Origin of the sequence: Bosea beijingensis (genome assembly GCF_030758975.1) — a bacterium.
Classification (GTDB): Bacteria; Pseudomonadota; Alphaproteobacteria; order Rhizobiales; family Beijerinckiaceae; genus Allobosea; species Allobosea beijingensis.
Window position 1 is genome coordinate 3,080,807 of sequence record NZ_CP132359.1, and the last position, 18,146, is coordinate 3,098,952.

At 61.4% G+C, this 18,146-nt stretch carries 17 protein-coding genes; 9 read left to right on the forward strand and 8 right to left on the reverse strand.

Annotation, left to right across the window (positions count from 1 at the left end):
- Positions 1–107: 107 nt before the first annotated feature.
- The 7 genes from Q9235_RS14730 to Q9235_RS14760 all read left to right on the forward strand — a co-directional run bounded on the left by Q9235_RS14730 (position 108) and on the right by Q9235_RS14760 (position 6,818).
- Positions 108–1,337, forward strand: a complete 1,230-nt coding sequence (locus Q9235_RS14730) for a DUF6538 domain-containing protein (RefSeq protein ID WP_306228278.1) — start codon at positions 108–110, stop codon at positions 1,335–1,337.
- A 108-nt stretch (positions 1,338–1,445) separates the two neighbouring features.
- Positions 1,446–1,856 (forward strand): hypothetical protein, encoded by a 411-nt coding sequence (locus Q9235_RS14735; RefSeq protein ID WP_306222521.1) that lies wholly within the window; start codon positions 1,446–1,448, stop codon positions 1,854–1,856.
- A gap of 120 nt (positions 1,857–1,976) precedes the next feature.
- On the forward strand, positions 1,977–2,555 hold the full coding sequence (locus Q9235_RS14740; RefSeq protein ID WP_306222522.1) for a recombinase family protein: 579 nt from the start codon (positions 1,977–1,979) through the stop codon (positions 2,553–2,555).
- A 402-nt stretch (positions 2,556–2,957) separates the two neighbouring features.
- Entirely contained in the window at positions 2,958–5,150 is a 2,193-nt protein-coding gene (locus tag Q9235_RS14745; protein ID WP_306222523.1) for a helix-turn-helix domain-containing protein, read from the forward strand.
- A 149-nt stretch (positions 5,151–5,299) separates the two neighbouring features.
- Positions 5,300–5,593, forward strand: coding sequence for a hypothetical protein (locus tag Q9235_RS14750; protein ID WP_306222524.1), 294 nt, complete (start codon positions 5,300–5,302; stop codon positions 5,591–5,593).
- A gap of 21 nt (positions 5,594–5,614) precedes the next feature.
- Positions 5,615–6,376 (forward strand): hypothetical protein, encoded by a 762-nt coding sequence (locus Q9235_RS14755; protein WP_306222525.1) that lies wholly within the window; start codon positions 5,615–5,617, stop codon positions 6,374–6,376.
- The gene (locus Q9235_RS14760; protein ID WP_306222526.1) at positions 6,369–6,818 is read left to right on the forward strand and encodes an EVE domain-containing protein; all 450 of its coding nucleotides are present in this window, start codon (positions 6,369–6,371) and stop codon (positions 6,816–6,818) included. Before Q9235_RS14755 ends, Q9235_RS14760 begins: the two co-directional genes overlap by 8 nt.
- A gap of 30 nt (positions 6,819–6,848) precedes the next feature.
- Here the strand turns inward: Q9235_RS14760 and Q9235_RS14765 are convergent, their stop codons facing one another.
- Complete coding sequence (locus tag Q9235_RS14765) at positions 6,849–7,259, reverse strand: hypothetical protein (RefSeq protein WP_306222527.1); 411 nt, start codon at positions 7,257–7,259, stop codon at positions 6,849–6,851.
- 247 nt (positions 7,260–7,506) lie between these two features.
- Between Q9235_RS14765 and Q9235_RS14770 the strand changes: the two genes are divergently transcribed.
- A complete protein-coding gene (locus Q9235_RS14770; RefSeq protein WP_306222528.1) occupies positions 7,507–7,962 on the forward strand; it encodes a hypothetical protein in 456 nt (151 codons plus the stop codon).
- Here Q9235_RS14770 and Q9235_RS14775 read toward each other — a convergent pair.
- Complete coding sequence (locus Q9235_RS14775) at positions 7,955–8,170, reverse strand: hypothetical protein (protein ID WP_306222529.1); 216 nt, start codon at positions 8,168–8,170, stop codon at positions 7,955–7,957. The two genes, Q9235_RS14770 and Q9235_RS14775, sit on opposite strands and share 8 nt — an antisense overlap.
- An 85-nt stretch (positions 8,171–8,255) precedes the next feature.
- Entirely contained in the window at positions 8,256–9,737 is a 1,482-nt protein-coding gene (locus Q9235_RS14780; RefSeq protein WP_306222530.1) for a DNA methyltransferase, read from the reverse strand.
- Between the two features lie 201 nt (positions 9,738–9,938).
- Between Q9235_RS14780 and Q9235_RS14785 the strand changes: the two genes are divergently transcribed.
- Positions 9,939–10,571 (forward strand): 3'-5' exonuclease, encoded by a 633-nt coding sequence (locus Q9235_RS14785; RefSeq protein WP_306222531.1) that lies wholly within the window; start codon positions 9,939–9,941, stop codon positions 10,569–10,571.
- 5 nt (positions 10,572–10,576) lie between these two features.
- Here Q9235_RS14785 and Q9235_RS14790 read toward each other — a convergent pair whose 3' ends face one another.
- From Q9235_RS14790 to Q9235_RS14810, 5 genes are all read right to left on the reverse strand, one after another.
- Positions 10,577–11,071, reverse strand: a complete 495-nt coding sequence (locus Q9235_RS14790; RefSeq protein WP_306222532.1) for a hypothetical protein — start codon at positions 11,069–11,071, stop codon at positions 10,577–10,579.
- A 3-nt stretch (positions 11,072–11,074) separates the two neighbouring features.
- Positions 11,075–12,082 carry a hypothetical protein gene (locus tag Q9235_RS14795; RefSeq protein WP_306222533.1) on the reverse strand — a complete coding sequence of 336 codons (1,008 nt, stop codon included), beginning with the start codon at positions 12,080–12,082 and terminating at the stop codon, positions 11,075–11,077.
- 401 nt (positions 12,083–12,483) lie between these two features.
- Positions 12,484–13,242 carry a M48 family metallopeptidase gene (locus Q9235_RS14800; RefSeq protein ID WP_306222534.1) on the reverse strand — a complete coding sequence of 253 codons (759 nt, stop codon included), beginning with the start codon at positions 13,240–13,242 and terminating at the stop codon, positions 12,484–12,486.
- Between the two features lie 2 nt (positions 13,243–13,244).
- Positions 13,245–15,305 carry a type I restriction enzyme subunit R domain-containing protein gene (locus Q9235_RS14805; protein WP_306222535.1) on the reverse strand — a complete coding sequence of 687 codons (2,061 nt, stop codon included), beginning with the start codon at positions 15,303–15,305 and terminating at the stop codon, positions 13,245–13,247.
- 46 nt (positions 15,306–15,351) lie between these two features.
- The gene (locus tag Q9235_RS14810; protein WP_306222536.1) at positions 15,352–17,919 is read right to left on the reverse strand and encodes a DEAD/DEAH box helicase family protein; all 2,568 of its coding nucleotides are present in this window, start codon (positions 17,917–17,919) and stop codon (positions 15,352–15,354) included.
- Positions 17,920–18,146 lie beyond the last annotated feature (227 nt).

An 18,146-nucleotide genomic window follows, 5' to 3' on the forward strand; every position in this document is an offset into this window, starting at 1 on the left:
TTCGGCTCTCACAGGAGCGGAACGGTCAGTTGATGCGACCGAAGGGTGAAGCGAGGTCGTGATCGAGGATGCCGCGTTTTGGACTGGTGCCGTTCACGAGATTGGGCGTGAAGGGCGGCACGTTCCGGTTCCGGCTCCAGCTTCCTGCCGATGTGTTCGAGGCTCTGGTCGCCGCCGGTACGGCGGGTGCAAGACGGACCGTGACCTTCTCGCTGAAGACGCGCGATCCAATGACGGCCAGAGGTCGAGCCCTGCGTGCTGCGGCGGATGTCGGCGACATGATCGTCGCCGTCCGAGCGGGGCTGAACATTCCCTGGCAGCTTGATCCGGCAGCGTATCAGCAGGATCGCGGTGCTGCACTTCCTCTGCGATCGCAGCCCGCTGTCGTCTCCACGGAGACCGCGAAGTCGAAGAAGCTGATGACGCTTCGCCGCGTGTACGAGGAGGTCTATCTGCCGCGCCGCCAGGAGCGGAAGGGTGTGCCGCCGCGACGGCGATCCCGGCTCGACATGGAGAAGGCGATCACCCGCTTCGCGGCTTCGACCGGCGACATCGCGATCGGCAGCATCACGAAGAAGATGGCCGAGCAGTTCGTCCGGTCGCTGAAGCTCGGCTCGGTCGCCACGGTCAAGAAGACCGTCACCTGCCTCTCGACGATCTGCAACGCGGCGGTCGCGGCCAGCCTGATCTCCAGCAACCCATTCCGGGGGCTCGGCCCGGATCGCACGGCGATCGTCGCGGCGCGCCGCAGCTACAGCCGGTTCGACCTCGACCAACTCGCCCGGTTCTTCCGACAGACGGAGACCGAGGACGGCGCGGTGCTGTGGCTGCCCCGACTGCTGCTTCTGACCGGGGCTCGCTTGGAGGAGATGGCCCAGCTTCGCGCCTCCTGGTTCGTCCGGCGCGACGGCGTCGAGGTGATCGACCTGCACGATGCGAGGGTGAAGAGCGCACACAACAGGCGCTACATCCCACTGCACCGCGATCTTCTCGACCTCGGCATCCTCGATCTCGTGCAGCAATCGTCGGACCGGCTCTTCCCCGAACTCAAGTACCGGGCTTCGGCAGAGCGTTGGAGCGGGTCGATCAGCACGCGCCTCAACCGTGAGATCGACGCGGCGCTCGGCGCGGATCGGAGGCTGACGGTCCATTCGCTGCGCAAGACCTTCGAGCACGCTGCCTATGTGATCGGGGTCCCAAAACCCAGCATCAACGCGATCACCGGCCACAAGCCGGGCGACATCTCGGAAGAGCACTATCTTCTGCTGAAGGACGACGTGCCGCTGTTGAAGCAGCACATCGACAGGCTGGAGTTCCCGTTCCTGCGTAAGCAGTGAGGGTCGCGCGAGGGGCGCTTTTTGACTGACTCCTGTGCGCGAGAGGGGTGGTCACCATGGCCTGCATGATGCCGACGCTCTGCCACATCGTGCTGGTAAGGAGGTCCCATGCCGCGCAAGCGCCCTGGTCGTCCAAGCTCGATCGCCCGCTACCTGCTCGTCGAACGATGGCGCGGCAGCGTCGGCTCGCACTACGGGGGCTCTGCCAACGTCGAGCCTCACTCGGCTCATCTGCACTTCCACGGCCAACTCGACGAGCCGCTGCGAGGCATCAGCGTTGCTCAGCTTCAGATCGGTTCCGATCCCGAGTGGGAGAGCAGCACGCATGCTGGGATGCTCATCGGCATCAAGCCCGTCGTCCAGTTCGTGATCTCGGTGCCGCCGTTCCAGTTCGAGCGGCTCTGGCAACTGGCTCCCGCCTGCCGCTCGATCCATCTCGCCTTCACGGAGCCCTATCGCAACAGCGCGACCGTTAAGGGCTGGTACGCCTCGACCAATCTGCCCGACGAGGATGAGTAAAGCTCGTCTCACATGGTCAGGGCCTTCTGCGCCGTCTCAGAATCGTCTCACACAAATCGGTTGCCAGTTTGAGAATGCGTGAGAGGCTTAAGTCTTAAGTTCGTGTGAGACGAGGTGACGATGGCAGGCATACTTGTAGGCGTAGCCCGGACAAGCACGTTTGAGCAGCAGGCCGGGCTTGAAGCCCAGGAGCGCGATCTGAAGGCGGCTGGTGCCGAGAAGGTGTTCAGCGAGCAGGTGTCCTCAGTTGGTAAGCGCGAGAAGCTGGAAGCGGCCATCGAGTTCTGCCGGGCAGGTGACACGCTGGTCGTCACCCGTGTTGACCGACTCTCTCGCGGCGTAGCCGATCTCCTGAGCATCATTGAACGTTTAGAGAAGAAGGGCGTCGCGCTTCGCATCTTGTCGTTCGGCGGAGGCACACTCGACACATCGAACGCCACTTCAAAGCTAATCCTGACCGTGCTTGCTGCCACGGCATCCTGGGAACGATCGGTCATGCTTGAGCGCCAGCTTGAAGGCATCGCCAAGGCCAAGGCTGCGGGCAAATACAAGGGCCGCGCGCCGACCGCCCGAAGGCAGGCCGACACGGTCCGCGCTCTCCATGCCGAGGGAGCAAAGGTCGCCGAGATCGTCAGGCAGGTCGGGATCAGCCGGGCCAGCGTCTATCGATGCCTGGGCCAGAACGCCGCTGTCACGTAGGCGAGTTCTGACCGCCAGTTCTGCGAGACCGTCGCCAGCAGAATCCCGGACGATCACGCCCACATCAGCAGCGTCGCGGAAACGACCGTTATTGCGAGGGGCGGGTTCGAGGACATAGCGCGGTCGGAAACAGATGGTTCCGACCACGCTCGCCGCCATCCTCGGGGATCGTCGCCAGCCCCGTATTTACAGGGAGTTGCGATGACCGTTGGGAGAGCGTCGGGGAGAGGGTTTTTGGAACAGGGGGCGAGAGGGAGTGTGGGACGGGAGGGGATTTCGCCAGAGCGCTCGCTCATCGCGGGGCGAGACGCGGCAGCGAGCGCATAAATTTTTACAGAATCAATTGACGATCGAGCATTGATGCCGCATATATGCAGCATCGATGCTCGATGGAGATTGTCCATGTCGCCTTCAGCTACTCAGACTTCAAATGTCATTGCTCGCCTGCGCTCCGAGTTGGGCGTGACCCAAGGCTCGATCGCTCAAAGCTCGGGTGTGGATCAGAGCCGTATCTCGCGGATCGAGAAGGGGGAGGTTGTCGCTCCTGCTGAGATTGAGAGAGTTCTCGATGCATTGACCGATCTCGGCTCGGAGCATGCAGGGGAATATAAGAAGTTCGCCACGCGTGAATGGAATCACGTTGAGCCGCCATCTTTCTGGAACGCTCAACGAAGCTACCTTGAGCAGGCAGAAGAGACGTTGGAGGTTATCGCCGACTTCCTCGCCGACGAAGGTCACCCCTGGCCGCTTCGGCGGCAGATGGAGCGTCGTCGGGACGACCTCGTGAAGGCGTCCAGTTTTCTAACGCGCCTCTCTCACAACGTTGCCTTTATCGGCGACATCGGCGTCGGCAAGTCAACCGCACTGAGCTTCTTGTTCGACTTGCTAGTGCCGCCCTCTCCAACGGAAAAGGTGGCAATCAATCGCGTTGTTCTGGAAACGGGTGCTGGTGGCACGACCATCTGCGAAGTGCACGTTAAGCGTGGCCCCGAGTTCGGAATCTCCCTCTTGCCTATGAGCGATGGGGAGCTTCGGCAGCTTGTTGACGATCTCTGCGCGGCTAAGTGGCAGGCGGTCTCTGGAAGCCACAAGGATGGCGTGACCGGCAACGGAACGGGTGAAAGCGTGGGCGTTAGCCGTGAGGCCGAGCGCGCGGTTCGAAATATGTCGGGACTCGTCCGTCGTCGTGAGATCGTCGAGGGCAAGCCGGTCTGGCACGATCCCCTTATCGATGTTGCCCGAGCTTGTTCCAGCGAAGACGAGTTCCGCGCGCGCGTCCTCGACCTTATGCAGTTGCCTGAGAGAACTCAGCGCGAACTCTGGTACGACAGTGCGACACGCAAAAATCCAATGGAATGGGTCGCCGAAACCTTTAGAATGGTGAATAATGGCCGTCTCAAGGAAGTTTCCCTGCCCAGGAGCATTGATTTGCTTGTCCCCGATTTCGGGCGAAGCTTCGGCGAATTTGAGATTACCGTCATTGATACTAAGGGGGTGGACGACGTAGCTGTTCGGGAAGACCTTGATTTGCGACTTCGCGACCCGCGCACAACGATCGTTTTCTGCTCGCGCTTCAACGATGCGCCCGGCACAAGTGCACGTGCGTTGCTACAGCATATGCGCCAGACCTTCTCCGAGCGAGTAGACACCGGAAAAGTCTCGATCCTGGCGCTACCTCGTGCTGGAGAAGCTCGCGCCATGAAGGATGACATGGGGGAACAAGCGCTCACTGACAGCGAAGGCTACGCCTTTAAGAGCCTTCAAGTCACGGGTGAGTTGGCTTCGGACGATTTGGCGGGCGTGCCGATGCTCTTTTTCAACGTAGAGGCGGATGAACCAATCGAGGTCCGCGACGCCATTTTTGGGCAGTTGAGCAGAATGCGGCAGACGGTGGCAGAGCGCCTTCTCGACCTATGCGCAGCGGTGGAAGAACTGATCGAGAATAGCGAAGTCCAGGCTCTCAATGCTGCGATCGAGGAGGTCGCCAGCAAGCTCAACTCCTTTCTTCAGGAGCATCGGCGGATAGGTGCACGCGAGCGCCTTGCCCATACGGATGCAATCTCCACGATTCGAAACGTCAGGTATGCTTCGACACTGTGGGCAGCGACGCGCCGCAATGGCGAATACTCCGGGCTGAACGTTGTACATCAGATCGGTGTCGGAGCAGCGCGTGATGGTCGGGCGCGTTGCGCGCGCTGGTTTAATTCTCTCGATGATTTCCTTGTTGTGTTGAAGAGCGATCCGGGCCTCGCTCTCGCTGAGAAGACAATTGAGCAGATCAGACAAAGCGCTGCGGCGACGAAAGCGACCTTCCTGGACAACGTTCAGCGAGCGGCCATGGAGGTCTATCACGGACCGTTGACTAACTCGCAGGTTTGGTCGCAGGCGGCCTCGGAATGGGGCCAGGGAGCAGGTTTCAAGGGCCGCGTAGCCGACCGGCTTGAGGCTTGGTTCAACGGCAGCGCGGAGCTTAAGGACCGCCTTGAGGAGATCGTGGGCGTGCTGTGGGATACCCACGTGATCTCTCCGCTTCTCCATCTCTCGGAGGAAAACGCTCCCGAGACCCCTGTGACGCAAGCAATCGCAGGGAAATAACGTAGTCCCGTTCTCGTCGCGAGCGATCGCATAGCGATCTTCGATGTATCTGGCTCAGCCAGCTAGGCTATATATCATCCTTTCGCCGATAAGGACCCGGTCACGGCGCTCGCTGTGGTCGGGGCTTGGCAGCAGATTTGAGACGAGACATGGGTTCAATTTCGAACGCACTATCTAGTCATGCGCAAGCTCGCCTCCAGCAACGCGCAGTTCCACCGCTTATTGTTGATCTACTGGAGCGCTTCGGCTCCTCCAGTGCCTGCGGGCACGGCGCGGAGCGCTACTGCTTTGACAAGCCCGCGATAAGGCGTCTGCGCCAGCATCTCGGGGGCAAGCGCAGCCTCAAGGTGATCGAGCGCTGGCTCGGTGTTTATGCCGTCGTCGGCGACAACGGACGCCTCGTCACTGTTGGCCATCAAACCGCGCGCTTCTCGCGCCCCTGAGCTTAACGCAGCGGTCAGATTATGGATCAGAACGGCTTTCCCTCTCATGGCCCAATCTCTTGTGCTCGCTGCATCGCTCCCGATCAAAGGGTTGCTGAAGTTGGTCGCTGGCGGGTTGTCAACGATCCCGGAGCATGGGGATCGTCGGACCCGCTGGTGCTAATTCTGGGCTTCTCGAAGGGCTTCACCCAGGCCGACGCTTACGCACAGGGAGACTTCGACGCGGTGCCGTTCAAGGGCATGCGTCCACGTTTGACGGCAGCGCTTCGAGCGGTCGGTGTCCTTGCCGCAGCAGAAGCGGTCGAAGAGCGGATGCGACATCAGGAGCAGGACTTCGCGTTTGGTTCCCTGGTGCGGTGCAGCCTGTCGCGGCGGGTAGAAGAGTACGACCATCCGAGCGCAACCTACTCCTGCACCGGGTCTGTGATGCCACTCGCTTTTCGTGAAGAAATCTCACGGGTCGTGCGAGCGTGCGCGGAAACGTATCTCGGCAATCTACCGCGCAGGCTTCGCCTCGTACTAATGTTGGGTACGACAGATTCCTATATCGATAGCTGCCGCAACCTCGTGCGCGCGCTTCATCCGACAAGCTTCAAAGCGATCAACTCTGTCAGCTACGCCTCACGAGGAGTGACGTTCTGCCATATCAGTCACCCGTCGCCACTCAACGGCCACCATTCGAACTGGCTGGCGGGCAGCAGCGCGACAAAGCCTGGACGCAAGCGAGAAGAAGCGATCGAAGCTGTTCGGCAGGCCGGTTTGGGAGATGAGCACCTTGGCTAACTTCTGGCTGTTTCAGGCCATTCCTCAGCGCTTTGACTTCGACGGGTTTCTTCGAAGCTCATCAACTGAATGCGACTGGCTGGCTGCGCAGCATCGAAAAGATATGCGCGTCGGTGATGGCGTTGTTCTTTGGCGCGGAAAGGGCGCAAACCCTGTCGGGGCTGGCGCGGTCGGGTGGGCGCGTATATCCAGCTTGCCATCGCTCAGAGCAGATACGTCACCAGCGGCATCGTATTGGGTCGATAGATCAGAGGCGGCAGCACCCGAATACAGGGTTCGCCTCCAGATGGTCGAAACTCGTCCAGGAAAGCCTCTACACTACAATATCTTGAAGCATGATGCGGCTCTCAAGGACATGGGCATATTCAAGCAACGTCAGGGTTCAAATTTTTGGCTTCATCCCAGTGAGGTTGAGCGTCTCGCCGAACTGTGGAGCCGATAGGTCTGGGTCTCATGGCAACGGCCAGTGATCTCACACCAGCATCGGCAGCGGTTCTACATTATTGGCAATGATAGGCACGGCAAACGCCGCGACGATCACCGGCTCGATCGAAATCTTCACCGGCTGGTATCGTCCGGCAGCATCGCTGCGCTGGAACGGCGAGATGGATTGTGCCGCCCGATAGACCTCGGTTCGGACGGCCTCGATCGCAATTGGCCGCAGACGAACATCTCCGTGATGCCGCAGCGCGGAAACAAACTCGTGCGCGGTGATCGAGCCGAGTTCGACGAGGCCGTGCAAACCGATGCCGGTCCACCATGCCCAGAGGCCAACGCTCTTCCACCATCGGCTGTGGCGTCGTTGATAGCCGAAGGAATTGTGGAGGCTCCTCCGCAGTTGGCTAAATGCGGACGCGTCAGCAATCGAGCAGGTGATCTGCAAGGAGTGAAGTTGGCGAGGATCATGCGCCTGGATGCGGCGGGCGATCCTGAGAGAGTATCGCCAGCAGCACGTCTCGCAGAGGATCGAAGCGCATCGCGAAGACGAGTGGCACATACGGGTCATAGGCTATTTAGGATCGGCCCGGCTCTCGCTCGCAGATGCGTTTTTCAACGAGCGATTTTAATTTCGACTCCTGAGCAGGCCATTCGGTATTCAAGTTCCATTGCAACACCAATGGATATTCCGAATGTCACGTATCAAGACAGGTCGCATCGAGACCAAAGCAAAGATTTATATTGGCACCCGCATCAGCACGAGCGGCATGTTGAAGACAGATATTTTTCATCAGTCCGATTTGACCAACTCTTACCTTCCTGTTCCCGTGACCTGGGACGGCTGGCCCGCCAATCTTCATTTCTGGAGTTGGCGTAGCCGGAAGACGCCGTTCAATCGGGTCGCCACCGACCTGATCAAACATCCTGGCTTCACCGTTCAGGGCGATGCGATCGTCATCACCCAGATCGAGCGCTGGCATCAATTTCGGGTGGAAGGCGACTTGAATGATGCGCGCGAGATGATCGATCATCTCGGCATGAAGGAAGGTGTTCAGGTCGTGTTCAAGCCTTCGGGCCGCCACAAGACTCACCAGTACATCTACGTGAAGTCAGACAACGACGCCTTTGCGGTTCGGCTGGCTATCTGAACAGTCTCAGTGGCGCGCGCAGGCGCGCCACTTCTATAAATACGAGATGAGACGCATCGAAACGAGCGGCGGCGCGGAACGTCTCCGCGCAGAACGGCTTGCCAAGCACCCCCACGCAGTAGAGCAGCGCGGCCTCATGTGCCACGATCTCGGCTACGATCGCTTCCGCGCCGAGCTTGACGAACGGCGGCACTGGATCGAGCAACATCGCTCGGCTTCATTTGACTTCGACACTCTGCCGGATGACGCAGGGCGAGTGTATTTCTTTGCAGACCCGGACGACGCTTTCCACTTCAAGATGCGTTTCGGATCGCGGGTGTTTCCTCCGGTTGAAGCTCGCTGAGCGGCGAGCCGCTCTTCGACTTGACCTTCGCGATCCGGCCTCGCGCGATCTCGATATAGTCTGCCTGCTGCTCGCAGCCGACGAAGCTGAAGCCTTGCTGAAGCGCCGCGACGCCGGTCGAGCCGGAGCCCATGAAAGGGTCTAAGACCGTTCCGCTGGGCGGAGTTACGAGCCGGACGAGGTATCGCATCAAATCGTTGGGCTTGACGGTGGGATGGCTGTTTCCAGGACCTCGATCGTATTTCGACGCCTTGGCCGAATAGAAGTATCTGCCCCAGGACTCATCGATGCCGTCATGAATCACGTTGGCGGGCCAGCGTCCCTTCCTGTGCGTAGTCGGACCTCCCAATGTTGTTGGTAGTCCGACGCCTTCCAGAGCGACTGAGGAACCGCGCTTTCGACCGGCTCGTCCCATCTCGATCACCTCGTCGGTCGGTACGCGGCAAGCGTCAATATTGATCGAACCCGTCCGAAAACGGAGCACGTTCGCCGCAACGCTGCTCTCGCGGATGGGCCTCCGGGCAACCAAAATTGGCTCATAAGCTGGTTTGAGCGCCGTGCCCTGTCCTTGATGCTCGCCTTTGAGGTTGTGGGACTTCGGAAAGCCCGACCCGAACAGCCACATGATTTGATCGCGTATCTCGAACCCCGCATCTTCGATGGCGACCGCAAGACGGTGAAACGTTCTCGTTCCGCCGAATGCGACGAGATGGCCGCCCGGCTTCAGGACGGCGTGCACAGCACGCCATGTATCGACATCGAACGCGATGTCACCTCCGTCCCAAGTCTGCTGCATGAAGCCCGAGGCCAGTGTGCGATACGGATTGGCGGAGCCCGGCTCGCCGCCGCTCAGCGGTGCTGCTTGCTTCCTGCCTAACCGGCGCGAAATCGAAGATAGATGGTACGGTGGATCGGTCACGATCGCGTCGAACATCATTCCCTGCTGGACGAAGCTCCGCATGAGATCACGGCAATCACCGTGAAGCAGGCGGGCTGTCGCTGCGGGCAACGGAATGGGTGTGGCTTCGATCGCGACATCGATCAGCGACAACGACAAACTGAGCGCATCCATCGCCGCGACCAGGGTCGCGACGTTTCCCTCGCCACGCTCGACGCGTACCAGCGCTGGCTTCGAAACTCGGGCCAGGGCGCAGAGACGTTCCTGTGACAGCGCTGCGCGTTTCCGCGATCGAGCGATCGATCGGCCAAGCTCGACCTCGGGAAGCTGGTCGGCGAAACGGTGACCCAGGATGGTGAGAACGGCGATCAATGAGGATAGCGAGCCACGCCCGGCTTCCAAGTTCGCCAGGGTGACCCGACTGATTCCGGCATCCATAGCGAGCGCGCTTCGAGTCATGCGGCGATGCTGTCGCGCGCGGACAAGTTCCTTGCCGAGCATGGCCGTAGCGGCTTCGAAATTGTACAGGTTCATGAACTGGAAGTCGTGATTCTAGGAAGGGAACAGACCGCGATTCTGGCAAGGAATCGTGACTGTCAACCTAACGGTCACTTCGTTGGTCCTGTCGTCGAAGGCCGCTTTGGTGTTACCGAGATCGGCCGGGTGGCGGCAACGTTTGGGAACGCGGAACCATGCGGGAAGCTTGAGGGGCTGAGGTAGTTGGACAATATCCCCATGGGGCGCTTCGTCGTCCTCGACTTCGAGACCACGGGTCTCAGCCCGGCCCTGGGAGCGCGCGTGATCGAGGTTTCGGCCCGCGAGATCATCGATGGTAGGGCTGGTCAGGAGTTTTCGACACTGGTCAATCCCGGCGTCCGCGTACCTGCTGAGGTCACGCAGATCACCGGCATCACGACGGCGATGCTGGGCGGCGCGCCGAGGTCCTCCACCGTGATGCACACGTTGGCCGACTTTATCGGGGCATCGCCTATCGTGGCCCACAATGCAGGATTTGACCGCAAGTTTTTAGAGTATGAGGCGCAGGAGTTCCTCGACGGGCGACAAATTCTGACGCTGTGCACCTTGCTGCTCGCCCGGCGCGTGTTTCCGGGCCGAGCGAGCTACAGGCTCGGCGACATCGTGCGGGAGGTCGGGATCAACGTTCCTGGGCAACTCCACCGGGCCAGTGCAGACACCTGGGTGACCACCCACCTGTTCGCGCGAATATGCGCGGACGCCCGCTCACGCTGTACCGCTCAGCACTTCGATCATGACGTGCTGCACCGGCTCCAGCGCGTTCGCATCGATGCCGCGCATGAGTGGCTGGCCGCTGTTGGGGGCTCCCGCGCGGCGATCAATCTTCATTGAAGTCGTTAGGCCGAGGCGCGCTGCGCGGCTATGGCGTCGAAGACACTCTCCGCCGTTTTAAAGCGCCTCTCGGCATCCGCCTTCACCGAAGGAGGGTGCCGATCTGGATGCAACTTGGCCCGATAAGCGCGACGCGCAGCCGCGACGAGCCACTCCGGGGCATGCTCGCAGAGGCCAACGCGCCCGTGTAGAGCCGCAGCTTTGCTGGCGTCGGCATCGGGGCTCTTTCTGTTTGCCGCAGCACGAAGCTGCTCGACCTCGGCCCTCAGGGCCTCCACCTGCGTTTCCGCCTCCGCCACCATGCTTTCGAGCGCCGCGACGTAGTGGTGGTCGATGGCCCTGCTCTTGGACCGTGGCGAGATGGTACGACGTTCGATCGAAACCGAGATCAGCCACAGCGCAGCGATCGCGATGACGATCAGCAGGAAGTAGGCGAACAAGTTCACCCAGGGTAGCGACATGATCGAGCCGAGGGCGGCGAGGACGAGGAAAGCCCGCACGGATCAGGCCGCCTCGCTACACTGGATTTCCTGCTCCAGATCATTCAGGAGCGCATGAAGATCGGCATCACCGTCCGCATCATCCGCCTCTTCGCGTCGCACGTCCCAAGCAAAAGGCGTAGTGTGATCGATCAGCTTATGCAGCGCCTCCTCCTCGACGGTGGGATGCGCCAGCGACTGGTACAGAATCCCATAGTGATCCAGCTTGAACTGGACTGCGGCAGCCAGTTCGGGGCTCACACGCCTGTTTCGGGGAGCCCGCAAATCTTCACAGACCCACTTGCTATCCGCGCCAGTGGTGAGCCGCAGAAGTTCGAAGGCAGCCGGTTCGCCGAAGCCAACTACCTCGTAGATTAGCCTCTCGCCGAGAAAGGTATAGGACTGCCGTTGCCCAGCACAGTTCCGCAGGCGACGACCCAACGAAGTCAATTCTACCCCAAGGCAAAGCCGAAAATCGGGATCGCTTGCCGGAATCGGAGGATCGAAAGGGAGCCGAACTTGCCTCCCAATCCAGCCCTGTGCCCATTCGCCCATTCCGACCCCTTTCGTTCCGACGTTCAGTTTGTCGAGGCTCGCCCGGATCGAACTTGGCGTTGCGCCGCAGAAGTCGCGGATCATGGTAGCGAACTGATTCAGGGCTCGAACTTCCGCAGATTTTGCTTTTTCGACCACCGCACGATGGACGAGAGCGTCATCGAGACCGGCGACCACGGCGATTTGCTCGGCGGTAACGCGGCCCGGCAATTGCCCCAGGACCTTGGCGCGCTGCCTATGACGAGGATTGGAGAACAGGTCGAACGCGGCGCGGTACGTTTCCTTGGTGCCTTGCGGATCGCAGCCGAGCCGAGACAGCAGGCCAAGGAAGCCGTTTGGGCATTGCCCGTAGACGCACTCGATCACTTGCCGAGGTTTGAGCAAAATCAGGGCACGGGCTGTTCTTTCGAGTTCGCCGAGGCATTCGGTGCCAATCAAAACGTTCGGCGCGCGCTCTGCGATCCGGTCAATGAACAATTGCGATTGGTCGAGACCGCACTCGACGCAGAATGCGTGGAAGACTTGTCGCGAGAGAGCGCTACTATACAATAATCTAAGTAGGAAATTCGGGTGTGCGGACTCAAGTCTTGCGGCTACATCGAGAGCATATCCCAGCACAGGACGAGGAAGATGAGGCTGCCGTTCGACTAGTTCCAATGATTTGCTCCGCGTTCAGTCGAGCAAGCCTCTCACCAATTTAAAAATTGTCGAACGAATCCTCAGCGCCGTGCGCCGACATCATCTCCCGAGCGTTAATATGCCTCCATCCATTCCCGCAGCTTCGTCCATCGGCGCTTCCCGCCAGCCGTAACCGCCATGGCCAGGGCACGTTTCTGGCCAATGGTCACGCCCAGCCTGTGCCGAGGACAGGGTCCAGTTCACGTCAGGACGTGCGGGGCCGAAGTCTCAACCTTCTGCCACCCGAGGAGATGCTCATTGCGGTCGAGCCATCCCTTCCGATCCTGCCAATCAGGGATGATGGTCGCGACCAAGACCCAGAAGGCCGTGTCGTGATTGCGATGCTGGAGATGGCACAACTCGTGGACGACGGCGTATTCGAGAACGGTCTTCGGCGCGAACACCAACTGCCAATTCAGGTTGACGATCCGATCCTGGCCGCAACTGCCCCAGAGATGCTTCTGGTCCTTGATGCGCACGTCCCTGGGCTTCAGGCCGTTCGGAGAACCGTGCTTGGCGACGAAGGCCGCTACATCCTCGCGCAGGCGCTTCTTCAGCCAGAGGCGCAACCCCGTCTCGATCAAGCTGTCGGCAGATTTCGGATTGATGCTGCGTGGCACGCTAACGATGAAGCCATTGCGAAAGGCGACCTCGACTAGGGTGCCATCGGTCGGCTCAACCCGTAGCTTCGCCATCCTGCCGCGATAAGGGATTTTCGCGCCGGTCGTGAAGTGGGCAATGGTGGGCGCGCTCTGCACCTTTGCCGACATCCGCCGCGTCTCGCTCACAAGCCAAGCGCGTCGGCGTTGGAGGACCCCGGCTATCTGTTCATCGGTGGCAGTGTCGGGCACGACCAGGATGACGCTGCTCGGCGAAACCGTGAGGCGCGCCTGCTTCGCCGTGGCCGAGCGCCGCAGCGTGTAGCTGATCTCCGTGTCGCCGACCCACAACACTGGCATCGTCAGCCTGCCACAAAGTGCTTCAGCGCGAACTCCTCGACGGCGACCGGCAGGTCCTTCAGGTTGGAAAGTCCATGTTCGTGCGCCATTCCGCGCACGGCCTGCCGCAGTGTTTTGCGCAGACCGTCCTTCTGCGGCCAGCCGCGCGGGGCTGTGTCTCCGTCCGTGTAGAGAACGACGATCTGGGCCGCCAAATCCTCGGCTCCGCCTTCCGCGCCGTACGAGCGCAGGATTTGCAGCACGCCATAGGCTCCGGCGGAGAGCCCGCTGCTTTCGTGCGCCCTGTCCTCGGCCTGGATATCTCTGGCGAGCTTCTCCGCCATGTGGAGTTTCGCGCCCCAGGACAGTTGCGCATCGTCCAAGCGTTCAAGCAGTTCGCGCAGGCGCTCGGAAAACTTCTCGAACTGGTGAGGATTGGCCTCGATCCGCTCGGTCACGGTCCGGCGCAGTTCCGTCGTCTTGCGGATCGCGGCGGTCTTGAGGTCGGGCTCGGTCATGCCCTCGACCTTGAAGTCCTCCCAGAATTCGGGATCGGTGATATGGCGCAACTTGACTGTGACGGTGAGGCCGGTCGCATCGAGATGCTCGGCCAGCATCTGGCGGATTTTCTGGCTGTAGTCGCGCTGGTCGAACGCCTCGCGCTTCTCGAACACCTGGGTCGCGTACCGGAGGAACGTCGCCACCCATTTCAGGTCGTCCGTGAATTCCAGCACGCTGGGATCGGGGCTGACGGCCTCATAGGCAGCGATAAACCCCCGCGCCTTGGCCTTGAACGCGAACCACTCGTCCTCCGAGCCCAGAACATCGATGAACGCGTCGAACTCGGCCTTCCACTCCTCCCGGCTCTTGCCGTCGCCTTTCCGCTTCAGCGGCTTCAGCACGGCCATCACGACGGCATGGGCGGCCCGCAACTGGCTGCGCAGGTCGTCGAGATTGCGCATAGCGTTGGCGACATCGTCGGCCCGGTATGAGGCCAGGGCCTCATCGAGCTTCGACGAGACGCCGATATAGTCCACAATCAGGCCGTTGCGCTTCTTTGAGTCCGCGACACGGTTGGTCCGGGCGATCGCCTGAAGCAGGCCATGCTCCTTCAGCGGCTTATCAAGGTACATGACGGACTCGATCGGGCAGTCGAAGCCGGTCAGCAGCTTGTCGCAGACGATCAGGAATTCGGGCTGAACGCCCTTCTTGCCGAAGGCAAGTTTTGCCTCGGTCTCGGCGACACGGTCGAGATAATGCCGCTGAAGATCGTCGCGAATGGCCTGGATATGCGGGTCTTCGCTCGGCTTGGCGTCTTCCTGCGAGGGCGAGTAGACGCAGGCCGACATGGCTGTCGCGCGCCGCTGCGCCTCGTCTGCCGGAACCCCCGCCTTGATCAGGTCCCGCTCGATGACCCTGTCGAGGGCGCGCTTGTAGAGCACCACGGCTTCGCGATCGATGGCGACAATCTGGGCCTTGAAGCCGTCCGGCTGGGCATACGCCTTGAAATGGGTCCAGATGTCGTAGGCGATCAAGTCGATGCGTTCGGGGTGCTTGATGAGGTCGGCGATCTTGACGCCCTTGCGCTTCACCTCGCTCAAGGCATCGTCGTCGAGTTCGGCGAACCATTGATCGAACAGTACGTCGAGCTTGGCCTCGTCCATCCGCCAGTCGATCTTCCGACCGGTGTAGTAGATCGGGACCGTGGCCCCATCCGCGACAGCGTCGTCGATCCCGTATTTGTCGAGATACCCCTCCCCGGCGACGCCGAAGTTGGCGTAGGTGTCCTTATCGTCTTTCTTGATCGGCGTGCCAGTGAAGCCGAAGAACCGTGCGTCGGGCAGGGTCTTCCGCAAATACGCCCCGAGGTCCTTCTCCTGGGTGCGGTGGCACTCGTCCACCATGACCACCCAATTCGCGGAGTTCGGAATGGGCGTTTCCGAGCCCTGGAACTTGAAGATATCCCAAGCGCACGCGCGCGCTCGATCATGCGATAGGCGAGCGAGTCGATGGCCTCCTCCAGGAAGCATATGCAGTCCACCGGCACGCCGATGGGCCGCAGCGCTGCCTCGATGCGATCCCACTCCGCATAGACCTCAGCGATCTTGAGCTTCCGTGACAGCGTCGGCATCACGCGCCCCTCCGACCGAAGGTGCCCGAGCGCTCCAGCTTCTTGATGATGCCGCCGATCTCGCCGCGACGCTCCCTCGGCGAGGTCGAGAACATCACCTCGTGCTGGAGCTTCGCCTTGACCTCGTGCGGTTCGAGCCCAGCCCGCCAGAGCGCCGCGCCCAGGACGAAGAAGTTGTGGTGGCCCATTCCGCTCGGCGTCGAACGCCACGCCTCGATCGCCCGCCCGACCTTCTCGTCCTGGCGTCCGGCCGCGCTCTGGCGATGATCCTGCGCCAACTGCTCGCGGAGCATCTGGAGCCTCGTCGGTGGTGACGCTGTCGGCGCAGGGTTTGGCAGCACGATCGAGGAGTTGGTCAGCGGCAGGATCGGGCCGATCTCAGGCTCCGGCTTCCACTTGCCGATGACGTGGTCGAGCCAGTCATGGACGGAGAGCGGACCGCGACACGGATCGCGCACACCGAAGTCAGTAAAAAACGACCCCTTCGGATGCCGGGCCTGACAGGGCAGGTAGAACATCGAGTTCGCCGTGAACTTGCTCTCGTCGAAGCCGTGGCAGGGCTTGCCCTTCAGGCGCGCGTCCTTCTCCAGCTTCCGCTGGCCCCAATATCCAGCCCGCTCCAGGACGCCGACGATCTCCGCGATGATCAGCTTGTGCACCTCGACCGACATCGCGCATGTCGTCGGGATGAACACGCGCCAGCGGGGCTTCTCGGGCGTCGAAGACGCCGTGTTCCAGACCACGACCCTGAGATGCGGGAAGAGGTCGGCGAAGGCGGCATAGGTCAGGTCGCCGCCATCATTGTCGAGCCAGATGCCGCGCAGATAGGTGACATTGGCGAGCCCGCGCGCGGTCTCGCCCGACCGGGTCGCGTCGAAGCTGGCAGGCGCGAACAGGCCCGCGTCCTCCTTCGCCACCACGTCCTGGTGGAGCCGACGCAGTTCGGCGACGAAGGCGTCGTCATCCTGGTAGTCGATCTGGCTGAGCGGCGTTTTGTCGTAGATCGTCGCGAAGGCCGTGCCGCTGAGAGGCGATATCGGTGTAACGTAATCCCTTTCTATAGAAGCAATATCGTTACAGCCGAACTCGCTCGGATCGAGATCGGGATACCCGTTCATGGCGAAGTCGGTCCCGTTGAGCCGGTCGAGTTCCGCGAGCAGGGCCTTGTGCTTCTCGGCCCGGCAGGACTTGGTCCTCTCGCTGCCGCTCTTGTGCTGGCGAGGCCGCCCGGCCTTGCCCTTGCGCGGCACCACGTCCAGGCCGGGTAGCTGCGCGACCGTCGCGCCGGGGAAGAGATCGGCGAGCCATTCGGCGGTGTCGCGATCCATCACCACGACCTGCTTCGGGGCCGCATCCGCCGGGTTGCGGATCGAGGAGCGCATCACCGCCTGATAGACCGCCGTCCGATAATGGGCGGTGCGGACCTCGTCACCATCGATCCCAAGCTCGGCCAGGAAGCGGAAGTGCTGCGGCGGCGGGTTCAGCGCCGAGATCACCACGATGTTGTGGAAGCCCTGGAACTGGTTCAGGCCATGCGGCGTGTTCGGCAGCCGCTGCGCTCCGGCGACGCCGAAGATGTTGTCCTTCACGTCCTTGTTGCCCATCCAGAGGAAGGGCACGTCCCCGAACTGGTCCAGGACCGCGATCCCGATTTTGTCGCCGAGCTTGATCGAGCCGCCAACGCCATCTTCGACCAGCTTGTCGCGGTAGCGCTTCGACCACGCCTCGTCGCAGGCATAAAAGATCGTGATCCGCTCGCCGTGCTCATGCCGGGTGTAGCGGAGATCGCGAAGCAGACGCCCCTTCACCGGCAGCATCTTGCAGCGCTGAGCCTCGAACAGCTTGAACGCCATGGTCTCCTGGATGCAGGCCGAGGCCAGGATCACCCGCTTGAAGCCCGCAAAGATGGTCGGCTTCAGCACCGCGTAGGTGTTGAGGGTGCTGTCGGTCTTCTCCCCCCGGATCAGCCGGGCGTACTGCCTTTGATCGACATGGACCTGCCAGTGCTCGGAGACGAGGCGGCGCGCCAGGGGCTGGAGCTTCTTCAGCACCACGTCGCCACGCCTGTTGTCGGCGATCTTGCCGATGACCTTCGCCGCGTCCTCGTCCCGGCACTTCAGCCGGGGATAGGCCGGACCGCGAACCTCCAGAGCGAGGTGATCCGTGATCAGCGAATGGGTGACGGGAAGCTCGTAGGGGTCGAACACATCGACCGCCGGGACCTCGTCGAACAGCAGCACCCAATCGCCGGGCCGATGCACGTAGGGCAACCTGACGAACGCCTCGTGCGTGATGAACACGATCTCGCCCTGGTCGGGCTTGGCCTGCCTCAGGTGCTGCACAATCGCGCCGACTACAAAGCCGGAGCCCCTGCCGCCGTGGAAGCGTGTCACCGGATAGCTCGGTCCGATCTGCTCAAGCTCGTCTGCAACGGTCTTGTCGATGAGGTCCTTCGTCGGCTGGACGATGAGGGTCTTCAGACCCTTCCGGGCAAGGCGGTCGGCATAGCGCACAAAGGCACGCGTCTTGCCCGCCCCCGCCAGGGCGTTCAGGTAATGGATGGACATAAAACAACGATCCTAAAATAAAACCCGCGAGGGGTGGCGGCACCTCGCGGGTTCAGTGGTCAAGGATCGTTGGCGACACGCACGAACTAAGGTCGGGCGGCAATTGCCCGACAGGTATATTTAGCGCCGCCACGACACTCGACCCCGCCAGGGACCTGAAGCGGCAACCCGCTCTGTCCATACTTATCCATGAAGCGGCTTCGTCCTGGCAATAAACTTCGTTCAAC